This window comes from uncultured Sphingomonas sp. (assembly GCF_936927845.1).
Lineage (GTDB): Bacteria > Pseudomonadota > Alphaproteobacteria > Sphingomonadales > Sphingomonadaceae > Sphingomonas.
Genome location: NZ_CAKZHV010000066.1, coordinates 203261 through 222932, shown reverse-complemented (window position 1 = coordinate 222932; position 19672 = coordinate 203261). Strand labels below are relative to the sequence as shown.

The window sequence follows — 19672 nt, the reverse complement described above, 5'->3', positions numbered from 1 at the left end:
TCCTCACGAAGGCGGACTCTAGCTCAAACTGGCGGAGTTTCAGGGGAGCACGTCAGTCGCGCTGAACGAATGACCGCTCTCGAAAGCCGTGTGTAGCAACCCGAGCATCCGGCATTGGGCGGAAGCGGGCACTCGTTCCGGCATGGTGCGGTACCGCTACGCCAAGGTCCGCCTGAGCGCGTCGCGCCAGCCGGCGATCAGCGGTGCGCGCGCTTCTGCCTTCATCGTCGGCTCGAAACAATGTTCGCGCGACCACAGGCGTTCGAGTTCGTCCAGCCCGGACCACACGCCGGTCGCCAGCCCGGCATGGAATGCCGCGCCGCGCGCGGTTGTCTCGAGATCGTCCGGGCGTTCGACCGGCACTTCGAGCAGGTCGGCCAGGAAGGCGCACAGCCAGTCGTTCGCCGCCATGCCGCCGTCGACGCGCATCGTCGCGGGTCGCGCGCTGCCGTCGGCGACCATCGCCTCGACCAGGTCCATCGTCTGGTACCCGACTGCCTCCAGCGCGGCGCGTGCGAGATGTGCCTGCGTTGCGCCGAGCGTCAGCCCGAAGATCGCGGCGCGGGCGTCGGGCTCCCAGTGCGGCGCGCCGAGCCCGACGAAGGCGGGCACCATGTAGACGCCGTGGCTGTCGGGTACCTCAGTCGCCATGTCGTTGGTCTGGCTCGCGTGCGTGATGACGCCGATACCGTCGCGCAGCCATTTGATCGCCGCGCCCGCGACGAAGATCGAGCCTTCGAGCGCGTAGGTCGTCCGGCCATCGAGCCGGTACGCCGGAGTCGTCAGCAGCCGGTTCTCCGACGCGATCGCCTCCTCCCCGGTGTTGAGCAGCATGAAGCAGCCGGTGCCGTAGGTTGATTTGGCCATGCCGCGCGTGAAACACGCCTGCCCGAACAATGCCGCCTGCTGGTCGCCCGCGATGCCCGCAATCGGGATCGACGCATCGAAGAGGCCCTCGGCGGTGTGGCCGTAGATGTACGCGTTGTCGTGCACCTCGGGCAGGATCGCCATCGGCACGTTCAGCAGCCGGCACATCGCCTCGTCCCAGCATCCATCGCGGATGTTCCACAACAAGGTGCGCGATGCGTTGGTGACATCGGTCGCGTGCACCGCGCCTCCGGTCAGCCGCCACAGTAGAAACGAATCGATCGTTCCGAAGGCGAGTTCTCCCGCCTCGGCGCGTGCGCGCGCGCCCTCGACGTGATCGAGGATCCAGGCGAGCTTGGTGCCCGAAAAATAGGGGTCGAGCAGCAATCCGGTTCGCGCGCGCACCTGGTCCTCGGCGCCCTCCTTCAATCGCGCGCAGGTATCCGCAGTGCGGCGGTCCTGCCACACGATCGCGTTGTGGATCGGGGCGCCGGTCGCGCGGTCCCAGACGAGCGTCGTCTCGCGCTGGTTGGTGATCCCGATGCCGGCGATGCCGTCCGCGCCCACGCCGCTCTCCGCGATCGCCGCGCGCGCGGTCGACAGCACGTCGCGCCAGATGTCCTCGGGATCATGCTCGACCCAGCCGGGCGCGGGATAATGCTGCGCGAACTCGGTCTGCGCGCTCGCGATGCGTTTCGCGGCTGCGTCGAACACGATGCTGCGCGTCGAGGTCGTGCCCTGATCGATCGCCAGAATGTGCGTTTTCGCCACTGTTCGTCCTCTCCTCGCGCCCTTGCGTCAGCACTCGCCCGCTTTCTACCCCGACGTCAACACTTTCGTTTTGGCGCGTTCGTGCTATATACGAAAGCGTAAACGAAAGCGGCGCATGATGAACGAACTTTCCCCTATCAATGATCTGCTGATCGTTGGCGGCGGCATCAACGGCGCGGGGATCGCACGCGATGCGGCTGGACGCGGTCTGTCGGTGCTGCTGGTCGAGCAGGACGATCTCGCCAGCCACACCTCGTCGGCCTCGACCAAGCTGATCCACGGCGGCCTGCGCTATCTCGAATATGGCGAGTTCCGGCTGGTGCGCGAGGCGTTGACCGAGCGCGAGCGGCTGTGGCGGATGGCGCCGCACATCATCTGGCCGCTGCGTTTCGTGCTGCCGCAGACCCAGTCGCCACGCCCGGCCTGGATGGTGCGGCTGGGGCTGTTCCTCTACGATCACCTCGGCGGGCGCGAGGAACTGCCGGGCACCGAGACGATCGCGCTCGGCGAGACGGTCTACGGCAACGGGCTGAAGGACGCCGACGGCAAGGCGTTCGTTTATTCGGACTGCTGGGTCGAGGACAGCCGCATGGTGGTGCTGAACGCGCGCGACGCCGCCGAGCGAGGCGCCGACATCCGCACGCGCACCCGGCTCCTCGACGCGCGCCGCGATGGCGACACGTGGGTGGCGACGATCGAGAGCGCTGTGGGTCGCGAGACGATCCACGCCCGCGCGCTGGTCAACGCCGCGGGTCCGTGGGTCGCCGACGTGATCGGGCGGACGGGTGCGAACCGCAGCGAGCGCGGCGTGCGGCTGGTCAAGGGCAGCCACCTTGTCGTGCCGAAGCTCTACGAAGGCGACCACGCCTTCATGCTGCAGAATCCCGATCGCCGCATCGTGTTCGCGATTCCGTACGAGGGCAAGTACACGCTGGTCGGCACCACCGACGAGCCGTGGGAAGGCGCACCCGCCAAGGCGCAGATCAGCGCGGGCGAGACCGACTATCTGCTGGAAACCGCCAACCGTTATTTCACGCGGCAGCTGACCCGCGACGACATCGCGTGGAGCTACGCCGGCATCCGTCCGCTCTACGACGATCAGGCCGGCAGTGCTTCGGCGGTGACGCGCGACTATGTGCTCGACCTCGACGGCGGTGACGGTCGCGCGCCGATGCTGAGCATCTTCGGCGGCAAGATCACCACATACCGCAAGCTTGCCGAGCACGCGATGGCGGAGCTGGCGCCGTTCTTCCCGCAGGCGCGCGGGGCGTGGACCGCGGGGGCCGATCTGCCCGGCGGCGACATGGACGATTTCGAACGCTTTCTCGCGCATCTGACGCAGGATCATCCCGAGGTCGCACCCGATCTGCTGCGGCGGCTGGCGCGCGCGTACGGCACGCGCGTCCACCGCATCCTCGATGGCGGACTGGGCGAGGATCTCGGCGGCGGCTTGTTCACCGCCGAGGTCGATTACCTCGTGGCGCAGGAATGGGCGAAGACCGCGGAGGACGTGCTCTACCGACGCAGCAAGATGGGCCTTCACGTACCCGAAGGAACGGAAGCGCAGTTGGCAGCCTATCTCGCGAACAAATGAACCAGCCTGCCTTCGACCTCGTCGCCGATCGCCACCGCCGCATCCTCGAGCTCGCGCGGCAGACCGGCAGCGTCGCGGTCGAGGCGCTGGCAGCACAGCTCGGCGTCACGCCGCAGACGATCCGCAAGGATTTGAACGATCTCGCCGCGCGGGCGATGCTGTCGCGCGTCCATGGCGGTGCGGTGGTGACATCGGGTGTCGGCAACCTCGACCATGAGACTCGTGCCGCGGTCGCGGCAGACGCCAAGGCGGCGATCGGTGCCGCCGCGGCGAAGCTCGTACCCGATGGCGCCAGCCTGTTCGTCAATGTCGGCACCACCACCGAGGCGGTGGCACGCGCGCTGGTGACGCACCGCGAGCTGCTGATCATCACCAACAACCTGAACGTGGTGGACATCCTGGCAGCCCGTGACGGGGTGGCGGTGATCGTGGCGGGCGGGCGCGTGCGCGCGAGCGACCGCGCGATCGTGGGGGCGCTGGCGATGGACTTCATCCGCGGCTTTCGCGTCGATTACGCGGTGATCGGCGCCTCGGCGATCGACGCCGACGGCACCTTGCTCGACTTCGATGTCGAGGAAGTGCGCGTGTCGCAGACGATCATCGCGCACGCGCGCAAGGTGATCCTGGTCGCGGACGCTAGCAAGATCGGCCGCGCGGCGCCGGTACGGATCGCGGGCGTCGATGCGATCGACTATCTGGTGACCGACCGGATAGACCCCGCGCTCGCCGCCGCGTGCCGCGACGCGGGCGTGGAGGTGATCGAGACCGATCCGGCGTGAGGAGACGGCGATGACGCAGGGCTGGGCCCCAGTCGAGGAGCGACGCACCGACACGCTGGTCGCGGGACCGCTGCAGCGCCTCGCTGCGCTGTTCGACCACGACGCCGCGCACTGGCCGCACGATTCGCTGCCGCCGCTCGCCCACTGGCTCTATTTTCTACCGAATGACGCGCAATCCAGGCTGGCGGCGGACGGTCACCCGGTACGCGGCGCGTTCCTACCGCCGATTGATGCGCCGCGGCGGATGTGGGCGGGCGGGCGCGTAACGTTCCACGCTCCGCTTCCGATCGGCGCCGCGGCCACCCGCCACAGCATCGTCACCGACGTGCGCGAGAAGCTTGGTCGCTCGGGCGCGCTCAACTTCGTGACGGTGCGCCACGAGGTTCACGCCGCGGGAATGCTCGCGGTGACGGAGGAACAGGACCTTGTTTTCCGACCCAGCAACGTCAGCGCACCCGCCGCCGCCCACCCCGATCTGCGCGAGCCCGCCGTGAGCCGCGAAATTGTGCCCGACGTGACGGCACTGTTCCGCTTCTCGGCGCTGACCTTCAACGCGCATCGCATCCATTATGATCGCCCTTACGCGCAATGGGTCGAGGGCTATCCCGATCTGGTGGTGCACGGCCCATTGCAGGCGATGCTGCTGGTTGACCATCTGCTGCGTGAGCGGCCGGGCAGCACCCTCACCCACTTCGCCTATCGCGGCGTGCGCCCGATGTTCGCCGATCGGGCGCTGCGGCTCAACCTTGCGGACGGCTCACCGGTGGCATTGTGGACCACCGATCCCGACGGCTGCACCGGCATGGACGCGCGCGCGACGCTTGCCTGAGCCTACCCGACCGCGTCGGCGCGGACGGTGGCGAACCAGATCGTGTGGATCGCGCCTTTGCCATTGCTGCGCGCTCGCACCGTACGCTCCTCCACCGCGAAGCCCGCCGACGACAGTCGCCGCGCGAAGGCTGCGTCGGGCGCGGCCGACCAGACCGCCAGCACCCCGCCGGGCCGTAGCGCCTCGCGTGCCAGATGGAGCCCGCGCATCGCGTAGAGCCGGTTGTTCGCCGCGCGCACCAGCCCGTCGGGGCCATTGTCGACGTCGAGCAGGATCGCGTCATACTCACCCGGCCCTTCCGCGATCATGTCGGCCACGTCGATCTGCGCCACGCCGACTCGCGGATCGTCGAGGCAGCCGGCGGTCAGCGACGCCATCGGTCCCTGCGCCCAAGCAATAATCTCGGGCACCAATTCGGCCACCGTCACACGCGCGTTGCCCGGCAGCGCGGCCAGTGCAGCGCGCAGCGTGAACCCCATGCCGTAGCCGCCGATCAGCAGCCGCGGCGCGGGTCGCGTGCCCAGCCGCTCGATCGTCATGGTGGCGAGCGCTTCCTCCGACCCGCTCATGCGGCTGTTCATCAACTCGTTGCGATCGAGCACGATCATGAAGTCAGCCCCGCGGCGGAACAGCCGCAGGTCCTCGCCGCCGGGCACGCGCGCGGTGCCGATCAATTCTCTGGGAACCATGATGGATGCTCGTAGGTGTGGCGCAAAGGACGCGCGTTACGCCGATGCGCGCGCCTTGGCGACCGTGGCTCGCAATGTTTTGGTAAAATGGCAGCAGCGCGCTATATGAGAGCTGCCCAGGCGCGCGATCCGCGTGCCGGCACGTTCACCAACAATTGGGAATTCAACGACCTTCATGGCTGCGTTCAAGGAACAGAGTTTTCAGGAGCGCGCCGCGCTCGCCGCCAAGGCCAAACAGGCCGCGATCGCGAAGCTGCGCGCCAAGCCGCCGGTCGACGAGGCGGTGCTCGCCGAGCAGCGCAAGATCGCCGAAGAGCGCGCCGCCGAACAGGCGCGGTTGAGCGCGGAAAAGAAGGCCGCGCGCGAGCAGGCGATCGCCGAAAAGAAGGCCGCGCGTGAGGCCGCCGCGGAGGAAGCGCGGCTGGCCGAGGAAGCCAAGCAGAAGATGCGCAAGGTGCCGACCGAGGCCGAGATGAAGGCGGCGCGCGACGCGCGCTACGCCGCCCGCAAGGCGCGCCTCAAGCGCTGACCACGACCGGCCGCGCCGAGAAGCGCGGCCCTTCGCTGCCGCGCCCAATGGCGCAACATGGTACGATCATCGCAGATTGGTCGCTGCGTGGACGAATAACTGTCATCTGACGAGCAGGTACGTCATCGCCAGTATCGCAGGCAGGCGTAGCAGCACGATGCCTAGCAATCCCAGCCACGACCGCGGCGCGGACATGGCGATCCGCAACATGTCCACCTCTTTGAAACGGGTAGGCCTTCTGGACATGACGGGCATGGGCATCGCCATGTAGCGGACGTGGCCGAGCCGTAAGCCAATCATGAACAGCGGCCATTTCCACCCATTCGTCTCGTGACAAGCGGTCGGGTAAACGCCCTTCGCGCTAGATCGAAGCCGTTGATCGTGCCGCCGCCATCGGCTCAGCGGCGCTCGCCCGCCAGGTAGCGCGCCAGCGGATCGATCATCTCTTCGGGGATGCGCCGTGCGATCACCGGCATGATCGCCTGCGACTGGCGTGCGTCGATCACCTTTTCATCACCGCGCCAGTCGCGCAGCCGCTGCGCGATGTAGCTGGCGCGCTGCCCAGTCAGGATCGGCTGCGGCTTGCCCGGCCCGTGGCAGCTCGCGCAGGCAGGCAACTGGATGCGCGGCATGCCCTGCTCCGCGATCTGTCGCGCGCGCATGTCGGCGGGCGACGCGATCGCCGGGCGCGCGGGCTGGTCGATCAGGCCCGGCATCGCGGCGAAATGTCGCGCCAGCATCGCGATCTGCGCATCGTCGAGCGTGGCGGCCGCCTGCTGCATCACTGCGCTGTGGCGAACGTTGGCACGGTAGCTCCTGAGCGCCGCCTCCAGCGCCGCGACGCGCTGCCCGCCAAGGATCGGTATGTCGCGTTGCCCGCGTCCCTGCCCGTCCGCGCCGTGGCAGCCGGTGCAGCGCGCGATCACCACCGCGTTCGCCGCCGGCAGGGTCGCGGGGGCGACCGGCGTCGCGACCAGCGCGCGATATTGCGCCGGGCTCATCGTCGGCAGCGCGCGCACGAACGCGACCATGCGCCTGATCTCGTCGTCGCGTCCGTCGCTGCCCCAGGCCGGCATGCCGGAGAATTTGACCCCGTGGCGCAGGATCCAGAAAAGCTGCCGGTCGGTCCACTCGCGCGCGTTGACCGACAGGTCGGGCGCGTGCGGCGTCGCACGCTGCATGACCGGCAGCGGCCGAACGCCCGGTGCGCCGTGGCACGAAGCGCAGGCCTGCGCGAAATGCCCTGCCGCGCTCACCATCCCGCCGCGGTCAATGATCGTCTCGGGCGTCGACACGGCGGCGTGCGTCCGCACCGAATTGCGCATCACCCAGTGGAGGAACCAGTTGCTGATCGCCCAATGCCCGCTCGACGCAGCGACGTTGAAGATGCCCGACCACGCGAATGCCATCCCGAACGCCGCGAGGCCCAGGAGCGAGACGATCACCCGCTTCCACGTCAGCCGAATCGTCACGCGCGCACCTCCCCTGCTCGATACCGGAGCAGACCGGCCAGCATCCACAATCCGCCCAGGCAATAACTCGCCCCCCCGATCACCAGCATGACCACGCCGCCGAGTTGCTGGTCGGCGAGCGCGTCGAGGCCGAATGCCGGGTGCATCGCCATGCCGGCGTAGAGCGCGCGCGGCGCAAGCCCGATCAACACGCCCAGCAGCGTCATGTGCATGGAGGTGAGCAGCAGCGCCGCAACCCCGCCCGCCGGCCGCACCAGCGCGCTACGCCACAAGGCGAAGCCGACGCCCAGGAACATCGCCTGCTCGGCGAGCGCGACCATGGTCGAACCGTCCGCCGCCGCGCGCGCCGCGGGTAGATGCCAGCTCCACACCACCACCAATTCCAGCGCGGCGATCAGCAGCGGCGCGCCCTGCCCTGTCCCGCCATCTGCACCACGGTCCGCGCCCGCCTCGCTGCGCCACGCGAGCATGGGTGCGGCGACCGCGACCGCGAGCATGTGCCCAAGCATGTGGCCGGTCATGCCGAGATGCGCGACCGACAGCGCGACCGAGACGCCGGCGACGAACAGGCCCGCCACGCGCATCATCGGCAATCGGTCAGCAGCAGCGCGGGCGCAGCGGTGAACAGCACGCCGACGACGCTCAATCCGGCGAGCAGCAGCGTCGCTGTCGCGAGGAAGCGCGTGCGATCGATCTCGGTACTCTCGTCGTGCGGCGGCGGGTCGCCCGGCGTGCGGCTCTGCACGAAGGCGACCGCGCCCGAGGCGATGATGATCGCCAACGCGACGATCGTGCCAACGACGAAGGCGACCGGAAAGCGCGCGAACTCGCCCAGCTTCGCGCACGATACCGCCACCCACAGGTAGCAGAACATGAAGTGCACCGCCCATACGCTCGGCGGCACGATCAGCGTCCACAAGGTGACGCGGCGCGACCGCAACCGCGCGGCAAGGTCGCTCTGATGCTCGTCGCTCATGACGTCGACGGGAATAGCCCGATCGTCGCATAGGTGACGATCGCGGTCAGCGCGAGGAAGTGGAAGTAGACGGTAATGTTGCGGATGTCCGCGTCATGTTCTGGGGTCATGCGTCCGGCGAGGCTCCGTGCGAGCGTATAGGCCTGGCAGATCACGCCGACGCCCGCGTGCGCCGCAGTCCAGATCGCGAGCGTCCAGACGATCGCCGGGTAGACGTGCAGCTTGGGCGCGAGATCGGAGAACCACGGTCCGGCGAGCCCTGCGAACAGGCTGGCGAGCGTGACCGCAATCCCCAGGCCGAGCAACGCACGCGCCGCGCCGACCTGCCCGCGCGCGTTCAGCTCACGCGCCGCCACCGTGGTCGCCCATGACACGAGCGTGAGCGTCATCGCCACCATCGGCCAGAATGCGCCAGGTCCGTCCATACCGGGTCCCGACGGCGGGAAGTCCGGATGCACCGTCCAGAAGAAATAATAACCGAACACCAGCCCGGAGAATGCCGTCGCGTCCGCCAGCATCGTGATGAACATCGCCCACCAGCCGGGGGCGACGGGACCCGAACGATAGAGCGGTAGGACGATGCCGTGGCCGATCGATTTCTCCGGCTTTTCCGGGATCTCGGCGGTCGACCACAGCCATACGAGCACGGCGGCGAGCGTCGCCACCGCGCCGCCCAGCGCCAGCCAGTAGAGATGGTAGGTCGTCAGGATGAACACGCTGCCGAGCGCCACCGCGGTGATCATCGGGATCACGCTGGGCGTACCGAGTCGGATCACCTGCGCCGGACGCGCGTCGAGCGTCGTCGTGATGATCGTCTCGCGCCGGCCTTCCTCCGCGTCGGGCAGGAAGAAGCGACCCTCGTCGACCTTGGCGACGAAGTCCTTCTGATCCCAGATCGGGTAGCGACTCTCGATCAGCGGGACCGAGCGGATGCCCCAATCCTCGTCGTCGGGGTGTGCCAGCCATTCCAGCGTGCCCGCGTTCCACGGATTGCGCGGTGCCTTCGCCCGCCGGGGGCTGAGCGCCAGGTCGATCACGATCACCAGCACGCCCGCAGCGAACAGATAGCTGCCGATCGTCGAGGCGAGGTTCAGCCCGTCGACCCCCAGTTCGGCAGGATAGGTGAACACGCGCCGTGGCATGCCGAGCAGCCCGGTAATGTGCATCGGGAAGAAGGTCAGGTTCGCGCCGACGAACAGGATCCAGAAAGCGGTGCGCCCCAGCCGGTCGGACAGCTTCTTCCCCGTGATCAGCGGCCAGTAGTAATAAAGGCCGCCGAACAGCGGCAGCAGCGTTCCGCCGATCAGCACGTAATGCAGATGCGCGACGATGAAATAGGTGTCGTGCGCCTGCCAGTCGAACGGCGCCACCGCGACCATCACGCCGGTCAGCCCGCCGATGACGAAGATCGCGATCGCACCCAGGCAGTAGAGCAGCGGCGTCGAGAAAACGACGCGCCCGGCCCATAACGTCGCGATGAAGACGAAGATCTGCACGCCCGTCGGGATCGCCACCGCTTCGGACGCGGCGGAGAAGAACGCCAGGCTGATCTTGGGCAGCCCGGTCGCGAACATGTGGTGGACCCACAAACCGAAGCTGAGGAACGCGGTGCCGACCGCGGCCAGCACGATCCACGGATAGCCCAAGATGTGCCGCTGCGCGAAGGTCGGGATCATCATCGCGAACAAGGCGATCGACGGCAGGAAGACGATATAGACTTCGGGGTGGCCGAAGATCCAGAACAGGTGCTGCCACAAGAGCGGATCACCGCCCTTCGCCGGATCGAAGAACGGCCAGCCGAGCAATCGCTCCAGCTCGAACAGCACGTCGCCCGCGATCAGCGGCGGGAAGGCGAACAGGATCATCACCGCCACGACCAGGATGTACCAGGCGTAAAGCGGCATCAGGTTCAATCGCATGCCGGGCGGACGGCATTTGAGCACGCCGACGATCAGTTCGACCGCGGCGGCGACCGACGATACCTCGATGAAGCTCAGCCCCAGCATCCAGATGTCGGCGCCGAGCCCGGCCAAGTCGGTCCGCGTCGTGAACGGCGGGTACATGAACCAGCCGCCGTCGGGTGCCGCATCGAAGAAGATCGAGCCGGCGACGAACACGCCGCCGATCAGGAAGCTCCAGTAACCGAATGCCGACAATCGCGGAAACGGCAGGTCGCGCGCGCCGAGCAGCTGCGGCAGCAGGATGATCGACACCGCCTCGAACATCGGCACCGCGAACAGGAACATCATCATCGACCCGTGCAGCGTGAACAGCTGGTTGAAGGTCGAGGCGGTAACGAGATCGTTCGCCGGCACGGCGAGCTGCGCGCGCATGATCAGCGCCAGCACGCCCGCGAACAGCATGAAGCCGAACGCCGTCAGCGTATACCACACGCCGACGCGATTGTTGTTGACGTCGGTCCAGCGGAAGAACCAACCCGATGGCGGCTTCCACACCGCACGCAGGCGCTCTTCCTGCTCGGCCCGCAGGTCAGGGTCGTCTTGCGCATGGAGGCTCATGCGATCGCTCCGGCGCGGCGGGTCATTTCAGCGTTTCCAGGTAGCGCGCGATCGCCGTCACGTCGGCGGGCGCGAGATGCGTGTAGGCGGGCATGCGCGCGCCGGGCTTCACCGCGGGCGCATTGCGGATGAAGCGGATCAGATTGGCCTCGCTCATCGGCATGATCCCCGCGCCCAGCGTGGTACGCGCGGCGATGTGCGAGAAATCGGGCCCGATCCTGCCCGCCGCCCCCGTTCCTGCCACCGCATGGCACCCGCCGCAGCCGTTGTCGGCGAACAGCGTCGCGCCGCGCCGCGCGACTGCATCGGCCGGCGCAAGCGCGGCCCGGCGCTGCTCGGCGAGCCAGCGATCAAAGGCGGCGGGCTCCATCGCGACGACGTCGAACGCCATCAGCGCATGGCTCAAACCGCAGAATTCGGCGCACTGCCCGCGATAACGACCTGCTCGCGTCGCGCGTGCGACCAAGCGGTTCGTGCGCCCGGGGATCATGTCGACCTTCCCCGCCAGCCCGGGGATCCAGAAACTGTGGATCACGTCGCCTGCGCTCAGGCGAAAGTCGACGGTGCGCCCGACAGGGATACGCACCTCGTTCGCCGCTGCGATCGGCTGGCCGTCCGCATCGCGGTAGCCGACGCGCCACCAGAATTGCTCGCCCGCCACGTCGACAATCAGATCGCCTGGCATTGCCCTGATCGGCCGCATCGCCGGCAACGTCCCGACGAGCAACGCCGCGAGCACGCACGTCGGCACGATCGCCCCTGCCCATAGCACCAGCCGCATCCCGCCGCGGTGACCGATCGCGTCGCGCCTCGACCGGATCGCGAGCGCGAACAGCACCGCCACGATCGCGAAGATCACGACGCCGCCCGCCGTCATCAGCAGCGTCAGCGCGCGCATGTTCGCGGCCTCGATGCCGGAGGTGGAGAAGGCGGACTGGCGCGACATAGGCCCGTTCGGACCCGCAATCGGACCGCAATGCAACCCATCCAGCCGCGCGCAACAGAATGTTACATGGCTGGAACGACGATGCTGTCGCATCTACCGTGCACGCCGGTGCACATCTACCAAGGCCGCGAAAACACGATCTGATGAAATACTGTCGCCTCGTCGCACTGGAACGACGATGGTGACCCCTACGGGAATCGAACCCGTGCTTCAGCCGTGAAAGGGCCGCGTCCTAACCGCTAGACGAAGGGGCCGTGAGGCGAGGCGGCGCATTGCGGCAAAAGCGACGGCCGGTCAAGCCTCTTGTCGGCCCGAGCCGAGTCCGCGGCTCAGTTCGCCCAGGCGGCGTCGTCGAGGTGGAGCTCGGCCGCGGGGCGGCTGCCCCAATCGTCGAGCTTGGCACGGCCCGCCAACCACAATCGTCGCGTCGGCCCGGCGGCGAGGAGTGCTTGCCCGAGCGGGGTGTCGGCCGCACGGAACGCCATCGCCTTGATGCTGCGCCCGTCGTCGCCCGCCACGATCGCGCGGACGTGGCCGTTGCCGACCACGTCGACCTTGATCGTGCGCACCGGGCCGACCGCGACACGCGGGGACGGCCAGCCGGTGCCGTACGGCCCGCCTGCCTCCAGCGCCTGGACGAGATCGGGGGTGACACCGCCGGGTGCCAGCACCGTGTCGACCAGCAGGGCGCGGTTCGCGGTCGCCTGCGCGACCGCCGCGGCGAGCCGTTCATCGAGGAATGCCGCGAGCGCGTCGATCCGGTCGGCGGCGACGGTCAATCCCGCCGCCATTGCGTGCCCTCCCCCGGCGACGAGCAGCCCGTGCTCCTTCGCCGCCAGGATCGCCGCGCCCAGGTCAACTCCGGTGATCGAGCGGCCAGAGCCCTTGCCGACGCCGTGCTCGTCGAGCGCGATCACGATCGCGGGACGCCCGAGCTTCTCCTTCAAACGCCCGGCGACGATGCCGATGACGCCGGGGTGCCACCCCTGCCCCGCCACCACGACGACCCCGCGATCGGCGACGATGCTTGCCTCAGCGCCTTCCTGCACGATCGCCTCGATCGCGCGGCGTTCCTCGTTCAGCCGGTCGAGCTCGGCCGCGATCATGCGCGCTTCACCTGCGTCCTGCGTTGTCAGCAACCGGACGCCAAGGTCGGCGAGCCCGACGCGTCCGCCCGCGTTGATCCGCGGGCCCAGTGCGAAGCCGAGGTCGGTCGCGGTCGGCGCGCGGGTCAGGCGCGACGCTTCGATCAGCGCGGCGATGCCGGGATTGCGCCGCGCCGCCATCACCTTCAGCCCCTGTGCCACAAAGGCGCGGTTGAGCCCGCGCAGTTGCGCCACGTCCGCCACCGTCCCCAGGGCCACGAGATCGAGCAGGTCGAGCAGCTTGGGCTCCGCGCGGTCGGCGAAATAGCCGCGGGTCCGAAGCACCCGCACGGTGGCCGCCGCGAGCAGGAAGCAGACGCCGACCGCCGCGAGATGCCCGTGCGCCGCGCCATCGGTCTCGTCGAGCCGATTGGGGTTTACCACCGCGTGCGCGCGCGGCAGTTCGGTGGCGCATTTGTGATGGTCGACCACCAGCACGTCGACGGGCACGTCGGCGAGCGCCTCGAACGCCTGCGCGCCGCAATCGACCGTCACGATTAGCGTCGCGCCCTCGTCCGCGAGCAGGCGCATCGCCGCGGCATTGGGGCCGTAACCCTCTTTCAGGCGGTCGGGGATGTAGACGCGCGCGTCGCGCCCCAGCGCACGCAGCAGCAGCACGATCAGCGCCGAGGAGGTCGCACCGTCGACATCATAATCGCCGAAGATCGCGACCTTCTCGCCGCACTCGACCGCGTCGGCGAGCCGTGCGGCACCCTTGTCCATGTCGCGAAAGATCGATGGGTCGGGCATGAAGCCGCGGATCGACGGCGCGCGATGATCATCGAGCGCCTCGCGCGGGCAGCCGCGTGACAAGAGGATCTGGGTGATCAGGTCATCGGGCACCATGCCCGAACGCTGGTCGTCAGCGAGCGCACGCCACCGCCACGTCTGCCCGAGGATCGAGCGATCGATGTCCAGAACGTTCCGCATTGCCGACACTTAGCCGAAATCGGTACCGCGGTCACGCGCCCGCACGCGCGTTCGGCTCACGCCTGTCGCATCACCCAGGGATGTTCGCGAAACCATTTGGTGACGATGTACTTGACCCCGTCCACCACCGGCATGCCTTCGTGGAGCGTGCGGGTATTGGGACGACCGTCGGCTTCCATGTTGTTCCATGTCAGCAGCATGCCGCGCCGCGGTGACGCGCGCACCCCGCCTTGCGGAAACCAGGTGGCGCCGCCCTCCTCCACGTCGTTCAGGTAGATCATCGCCGTCCAGGTGCGCTGGCCGCCGCTCGCCTGCATCTTGGGCCAGTAACTTTCGCCTTCGTGGAAATAATCGTGGTGGGTGCGAAAATGCTGCCCGGGCGCGTAACGCTGCCCCTGCATCGTCTCGCCGTGCGCGGGGTCGAGCCCGAGCGCGCCCGCGATCCGCTCGTCGATCGCGCGGATGTCGGGGGCGTTGCGATCCATGTCGCAGCTCTCGCTGGTGCGGTTGGCGCCGTGCCCTTTGTCCGACAGCAGGGTGGAGGGTCGACGCTGCCGCTCGATCAACGCGATCAGGTGGTCGCACGTCGCATCATCAAGGAAGCTGAGGCAACGATACGCCTGGATCGTCTCGCTCGGCAGCCGCGTCATGCGCGGATCGGCGTCGAGCCGCGCGGCGACAGACCGGCCGATCACGGCGCGCGCTGGGGAGGGGTGACCGGGGGGAACGCTCGTGACCGCCATGCCCTCACCCTTGCAAGCCGCGGCGGGCGAGGCAAGCCCGCCCGCCGCCGACCCGATGCGCGATCACCAGAACAGGTCGTAGATCGCGTCGACGATTTCGCCCGTGTCGACGTCGACCAGGATGGCGTCGTTATAGTAGCGCACCCAACGGTACGGTCCGTACGGCTCGGGCAGGCGATAGGCGAACGGATCGTCGATCCAGTAGTTTTGCGCGAACAGCAGCGACGACAGTCGCGCGCCGATCCCGAAGCGGCGATAGCCACCGTTCCAGCCGTAGGGCGCATAGTAGCGCGGCAGCCGGTACGCCGCGCGGTTGCTGTTGCGATAGCCCGACCAATCGTAGCGCCGGTCCTGCCGCCAGCCGCGATCCCACCGACGATCCCAATCACGATCCGGGCCACGCTGCGCCTGCCGTCCCCAGCCGCCCGCATTGCCCGAGCGCCAGCTCCAGTCGCGTCGATCGATCGTGTCCGAGCGGTCGCGCCAGTCGCGCGCGTCATTCCGATCGCGCCCGTTCCAGTTGCGTCCGGCAGAGCCGCGGCCGTCCCAGGCCCCCCGGTCGGGTGCACGCGCGTAATCACCCCGGTTGCCGCTATCCTGCGGGCGATCGCGATCACGCCATCCCCCCTGCCCGTCGCCGCGCGGGCGGTCGCCGCGCCCGTCGCGATCGGCGCCGCGCCCGGCGGAAAGGCCGGGCGACATCTCGCCGCGTTGGTCCTCGAGTCGCTGCTCCTCGCGACGGGGCCGACCCGCCACGTCTCCGCGATCGGATGCCCAGTTGCGCTGACGATCCGGGCGCGGTTCCGCCTCGGGCCGGTCACGGTTCCAATCGCGCGTCGGCGCAGGCACGTCAGCGCGCTGATCGGCGCGATCTCGGTCCTGACCCGCTCGGCCCTGGCCGCGTCTGTCCTGGTCGGGTCGGTCCGGGCGTTCGTCGCGATGCCAGGCGCCGGGTGCTGCGGCACCGTCGCGCTCCGGCCGTTGCCAGCCGCCGCGATCACCACTGCGCTCGGGCGACTGAGCGCGTTCGCCGCGTTGCTGCGCGCCCGCCTGCGCCTCGACCCGCGCCTGCATCCGCGCGCGCATCAGGTCGCGGATCGATCCGTCCTGCGCGCTTGCCGCACCGGGTACGATCCCCGCTGCCGCCGCGAGCAGCCCTGCCACCACCGATCTCACCATCGCGCACACTCCCACACGCCGGTCACAAGACCAGCACCTCCTCGCCTCGTTGATCGGCGGACCCGATCATCGACGCTGTTGTGATGCCGCAGGAGTGTCGAACCGTTGCTGAATTGATCCGTCAGCGAATTGACAGCTACGCCGCCGCGGACCCGCTGCTCGCCATCTTGCCCCAATATTCGTCGCGCAACAGCCGCTTGTAGAGCTTGCCCGTCTCGTGGCGCGGCAGTTCGTCGCGGAAGTCGACGCGACGCGGTGCCTTGACGTGGCTCAAGTGCGCGCGCGCGAACTGGTGCAATTCGGCGGCGAGTGCGTCGCGATCGGCGAGCGGGTCGCGCGGCTGGACGATCGCGACCACCTCCTCGCCCATTTCCTCGTTAGGAGCGCCGATCACCGCGACATCGGCGACCGCGGGGTGGGTGACGAGCAGATTCTCGATCTCGGCAGGGTAGATGTTCACACCGCCCGAGATGATCATGAAGCTCTTGCGATCGGTTAAATAGAGGTAGCCGTCCTCGTCCATCCAGCCGACATCGCCCAGCGTCGTCCAACCGCGCGCGTCGGTCGCATCGCGCGTCTTGGCAGGATCATTGTGATAGCTGAACGGCGCGGCGCCGGTCGGGTTATGCTCGGTCACGGGCGACTGGAAGAAGACGGTGCCCTCGCGGCGTGGCGGCAATTCCGCGCCATCCTCGCCGCAGATGTGCGTGATCGTGGTCAGGTTGCGCCCAACCGATCCGGGGTGCGACAGCCATTCGGCAGCGGAGATGGCGTGGAAGCCGTTCCCTTCGGTTCCGGCATAATATTCGCCGATGATCGGCCCCCACCAGTCGATCATCGCCTGCTTGACCGGGACCGGGCAAGGCGCGGCGGCGTGCCATACCGCACGCAGTGACGACAGATCATGGCGGGCGCGCGCCTCGTCGGGCAGCTTCAGCATGCGGACGAAGTGCGTCGGTACCCATTGCGCGTGGGTGACATGATAGCGTTCGATCGCGGCGAGCGCCTGTTCGGCGTCGAACCGCCCCATGACCACCACCGTGCCGCCCATCTGCTGCACCGCCATCGACCAGCGCAGCGGTGCCGCGTGATAGAGCGGCGCGGGGCTGAGATAGACCATATCGGGCGTGAAAGCGTAGAGCGCCTGCCCCAGCAGCGCGAGCGGCGAGGTGTTCTCGCCGTAAGGCTCGTGCGGCAGCGCGAAGCGCACGCCCTTTGGCTTGCCGGTCGTGCCGGAGGAATAGAGCATAATCTGCCCCGGCGTCGGGTCGTCGATCGGCGTGTCCAGCTGCCGGTCGCGCAGGCTCTCGTAACTGTCAAAGCCCGGGATTGTGCCGCCGACCATCAATCGATGCAGATCATCCGTGAGCGGCAGCAGCGCCTCGGCGCAGGCCGCCGTGCCCGTGGAAGTGATGAGCACGCGGCAGTCGCCGTCGCGGATGATGTAGGCGGCTTCCTCGGCGGTAAGCTTGGAGGAGATGCAGGTGGTGTAGACGCCGATCCGCTCCGCCGCCCACATCACCTCAAGATAGCGCGGGCTGTTGTCCATCATGACCGCGATTCCGTCGCCTAGCGCCAACCCGAGCGCGCGCAACAGTCGCGCGCCCTGGTTCGCACGCGCGTCGAGCTCGCGATAGGTCACCACTTCGCCCGACCCCGCCATGATGTAGGCGGGTTTGTCGGGCGTGACCGCGGCGTGTTTGTAGGGATGCATCGGCCTCTCCGTCATGGGCGCGGCGGAGTCTGCGCTTCGCTCGCGCCGGTGCTTGGCGTTCGTCGTTACTCGGTCACGCGCTCCACGATGATCGCGGGTGCCATCCCGCCCGCCGCGCACATCGTGACGAGACCGTAGCGCTTTTCCTGCCGCTCCAACTCGTCGACGATCGTCCCGATCAGGATCGCGCCCGTTGCGCCGATCGGATGACCGAGCGCGATCGAGCCGCCGTTGACGTTGACCTTGTCACGGTCGAGCTCGAGGTCGCGGATGAACTTTTCCGCTACCACCGCAAAAGCCTCGTTGATCTCCCACAGATCGATGTCGTCCTTGGTCAGCCCCGCCTTCGCCAGCACCTTCTTGGCGGCCGGCACCGGCGCGTTGAGCATCAGCGTGGGATCGTCGCCGACGTTTGCCATCGCCACGATCTTCGCGCGCGGCTTCAACCCATGCTTCTGGGCATAATCCTTCGAGGCGAGCAGCACCGCCGCCGCGCCGTCGACCACGCCCGAGGAGTTCCCGGCATGGTGGAAATGCTGGATGTCGAGATCGGGATAGCGGCGATTGATCTGTTTGCGGAAGGTGTCGCCGTTCTTGTTGTACGGCATGTCGGCCATTGCGGCAAACGAGGGCTTGAGCGCCGCCAGCCCTTCCGCGGTCGTCTGCGGGCGCGGGAACTCGTCACGACCCAGCACGACGTTGCCGTCGTCGTCGGTTACCGGCACGACCGAGCGATCAAACCGCCCCTCGTCCATCGCGACCTTCGCGCGCCGCTGCGATTCGAGCCCCAACGCGTCGAGCGCTTCGCGGCCGATCCCCTCCATGCTCGCGATCGCATCGCCGCACACGCCCTGGTGCGATTGCGGGTGGCTGAGGTTCAGCCGCTGGTTGCCCGAACCCATGCCGAGCATCGGCTTGCCAGCCTCCATGTCCTCCTGGCTCATCGCGGCGGTCAGGCTCATCATCTCGGTGCCGCCGGCGATGACGAGGTCTTCCATGCCGCTCATGATCTGCGCCGCCGCGAAATTTACCGCCGTGATGCCGCCGCCGCAGAAACGATCCAGCGTCGTACCCGATGCCTTCACGTCATACCCCGCGTCGAGCGCGGCCATACGGCCGAGGTCACCGCCCTGCATCCCGCGCTGTGTCGAGGTCGACCAGATGATGTCGTCGACCTCGGCGGTGTCGATGCCGTTGCGCTCCTTGATCGCCTTCAGCACCGTCGCGGCGAGATGCTGGGGGTGCATGTGCGCGAGCGAACCTTTGCCCTGTTTGCCGATCCCACGCGGCGTCCGGACGGCGTCGATGATATAAGCCTCGGCCATGCGATCCACTCTCCTGATCCTAGACACGCGGCTCTTTACCGCCGCGCTTTTCCGGCATAACCTTCGTTATGGTAGCTGACATGTCAAGCGTCGTGGATCGCCCCGCCCGCAAGCCCGCGAGTGCGCGGACACCCGACCTGACGCCCGCGGCATGGCTGGAAGCGGGGCAGTCGCTGCTGCGCCGCGGCGGGCTTCGCGCGCTGAAACTGCGTCCGCTTGCCGAGGAGCTGCGCGTCTCGACCGGCAGTTTCTATCATCACTTTCGCGATTTCGACGACTATCAGGGACAGCTCGCGCGCTATTTCGCCGAGGATCAGGTGAGCGACCTGATCGACGCGCTGGAACGCGCGACATCCGATCCGATCGAGCGTATCCGCCTGCTCGGCCAGACGGTGCGTCGCCGCGGTTCGTCGCGGCTGGCGATCGCGATGCGCGCCTGGGCCGAGAGCGACCCGCGCGCGCGCACCGCGGTTGAGCGACACGACACGCTGATGCTCGATTTTCTGGCGCGTTGCCTGACGAGCGCGGGCTTCACGCGGGCGGAGGCGGAGATCCGCGCCTATGGCCTGATCACGCTCGGTCTCAGCAAGGTGCACGCGCCGCATCTCGACATGGCGTCGCTGTTCGACTCGCTACTCGACATCATGGTCGCGCGGCCGGCCTGA

Annotated in this window: 17 protein-coding genes and 1 tRNA gene; 5 read left to right on the top strand and 13 right to left on the bottom strand. The window is 68.2% G+C overall.

What is annotated here, in order from left to right:
- Nucleotides 1–156 precede the first annotated feature (156 nt).
- Nucleotides 157–1638: a glycerol kinase GlpK gene (glpK, locus tag Q0579_RS14890; protein WP_298813736.1), complete on the bottom strand. Its 1482-nt coding sequence runs from the start codon at nt 1636–1638 to the stop codon at nt 157–159.
- 118 nt (nt 1639–1756) lie between these two features.
- Here glpK and Q0579_RS14885 point away from each other — a divergent pair, with 118 nt between their 5' ends.
- The 3 genes from Q0579_RS14885 to Q0579_RS14875 are packed head-to-tail and all read left to right on the top strand — an operon-like array spanning nt 1757 to nt 4840.
- On the top strand, nt 1757–3232 hold the full coding sequence (locus Q0579_RS14885; protein ID WP_298813734.1) for a glycerol-3-phosphate dehydrogenase: 1476 nt from the start codon (nt 1757–1759) through the stop codon (nt 3230–3232).
- The gene (locus Q0579_RS14880) at nt 3229–4011 is read left to right on the top strand and encodes a DeoR/GlpR family DNA-binding transcription regulator (RefSeq protein ID WP_298813732.1); all 783 of its coding nucleotides are present in this window, start codon (nt 3229–3231) and stop codon (nt 4009–4011) included. The genes Q0579_RS14885 and Q0579_RS14880 overlap by 4 nt, the downstream gene beginning before the upstream one ends.
- 10 nt (nt 4012–4021) lie before the next feature.
- The gene (locus Q0579_RS14875; protein WP_298813730.1) at nt 4022–4840 is read left to right on the top strand and encodes a MaoC family dehydratase N-terminal domain-containing protein; all 819 of its coding nucleotides are present in this window, start codon (nt 4022–4024) and stop codon (nt 4838–4840) included.
- Nucleotides 4841–4842: 2 nt separating this feature from the next.
- Here Q0579_RS14875 and Q0579_RS14870 read toward each other — a convergent pair whose 3' ends face one another.
- On the bottom strand, nt 4843–5529 hold the full coding sequence (locus Q0579_RS14870) for a spermidine synthase (protein ID WP_298813728.1): 687 nt from the start codon (nt 5527–5529) through the stop codon (nt 4843–4845).
- 175 nt (nt 5530–5704) lie between these two features.
- On the opposite strand from Q0579_RS14870, the gene Q0579_RS14865 reads away from it, so the two are divergent.
- The gene (locus tag Q0579_RS14865; protein WP_298813727.1) at nt 5705–6058 is read left to right on the top strand and encodes a DUF6481 family protein; all 354 of its coding nucleotides are present in this window, start codon (nt 5705–5707) and stop codon (nt 6056–6058) included.
- A 398-nt stretch (nt 6059–6456) separates the two neighbouring features.
- On the opposite strand, the gene Q0579_RS14860 is transcribed toward Q0579_RS14865, so the two are convergent.
- The 11 genes from Q0579_RS14860 to Q0579_RS14810 all read right to left on the bottom strand — a co-directional run bounded on the left by Q0579_RS14860 (nt 6457) and on the right by Q0579_RS14810 (nt 19007).
- Nucleotides 6457–7530, bottom strand: a complete 1074-nt coding sequence (locus Q0579_RS14860; protein ID WP_298813725.1) for a c-type cytochrome — start codon at nt 7528–7530, stop codon at nt 6457–6459.
- On the bottom strand, nt 7527–8117 hold the full coding sequence (locus Q0579_RS14855; RefSeq protein ID WP_298813723.1) for a cytochrome c oxidase assembly protein: 591 nt from the start codon (nt 8115–8117) through the stop codon (nt 7527–7529). The genes Q0579_RS14860 and Q0579_RS14855 overlap by 4 nt, the downstream gene beginning before the upstream one ends.
- A complete protein-coding gene (locus tag Q0579_RS14850) occupies nt 8114–8506 on the bottom strand; it encodes a hypothetical protein (protein WP_298813721.1) in 393 nt (130 codons plus the stop codon). The genes Q0579_RS14855 and Q0579_RS14850 overlap by 4 nt, the downstream gene beginning before the upstream one ends.
- Nucleotides 8503–11025: a cytochrome c oxidase subunit I gene (gene ctaD, locus Q0579_RS14845; RefSeq protein WP_298813720.1), complete on the bottom strand. Its 2523-nt coding sequence runs from the start codon at nt 11023–11025 to the stop codon at nt 8503–8505. The genes Q0579_RS14850 and ctaD overlap by 4 nt, the downstream gene beginning before the upstream one ends.
- Before the next feature lie 22 nt (nt 11026–11047).
- Nucleotides 11048–11971, bottom strand: coding sequence for a c-type cytochrome (locus Q0579_RS14840; protein ID WP_298813717.1), 924 nt, complete (start codon nt 11969–11971; stop codon nt 11048–11050).
- A gap of 179 nt (nt 11972–12150) precedes the next feature.
- A tRNA-Glu gene (locus tag Q0579_RS14835) sits at nt 12151–12225 on the bottom strand.
- 75 nt (nt 12226–12300) lie between these two features.
- Nucleotides 12301–14046, bottom strand: a complete 1746-nt coding sequence (recJ, locus tag Q0579_RS14830; RefSeq protein ID WP_298813715.1) for a single-stranded-DNA-specific exonuclease RecJ — start codon at nt 14044–14046, stop codon at nt 12301–12303.
- A 56-nt stretch (nt 14047–14102) separates the two neighbouring features.
- Entirely contained in the window at nt 14103–14789 is a 687-nt protein-coding gene (locus Q0579_RS14825) for a 2OG-Fe(II) oxygenase (RefSeq protein WP_298813713.1), read from the bottom strand.
- A gap of 63 nt (nt 14790–14852) precedes the next feature.
- Nucleotides 14853–15968, bottom strand: coding sequence for an RcnB family protein (locus tag Q0579_RS14820; RefSeq protein ID WP_298813711.1), 1116 nt, complete (start codon nt 15966–15968; stop codon nt 14853–14855).
- Nucleotides 15969–16104: 136 nt separating this feature from the next.
- The gene (locus Q0579_RS14815; RefSeq protein ID WP_298813709.1) at nt 16105–17682 is read right to left on the bottom strand and encodes an acyl-CoA synthetase; all 1578 of its coding nucleotides are present in this window, start codon (nt 17680–17682) and stop codon (nt 16105–16107) included.
- 65 nt (nt 17683–17747) lie between these two features.
- Nucleotides 17748–19007 (bottom strand): acetyl-CoA C-acetyltransferase, encoded by a 1260-nt coding sequence (locus Q0579_RS14810; RefSeq protein ID WP_298813707.1) that lies wholly within the window; start codon nt 19005–19007, stop codon nt 17748–17750.
- Between the two features lie 80 nt (nt 19008–19087).
- Between Q0579_RS14810 and Q0579_RS14805 the strand changes: the two genes are divergently transcribed.
- Nucleotides 19088–19672 (top strand): TetR/AcrR family transcriptional regulator, encoded by a 585-nt coding sequence (locus tag Q0579_RS14805; RefSeq protein ID WP_298813705.1) that lies wholly within the window; start codon nt 19088–19090, stop codon nt 19670–19672.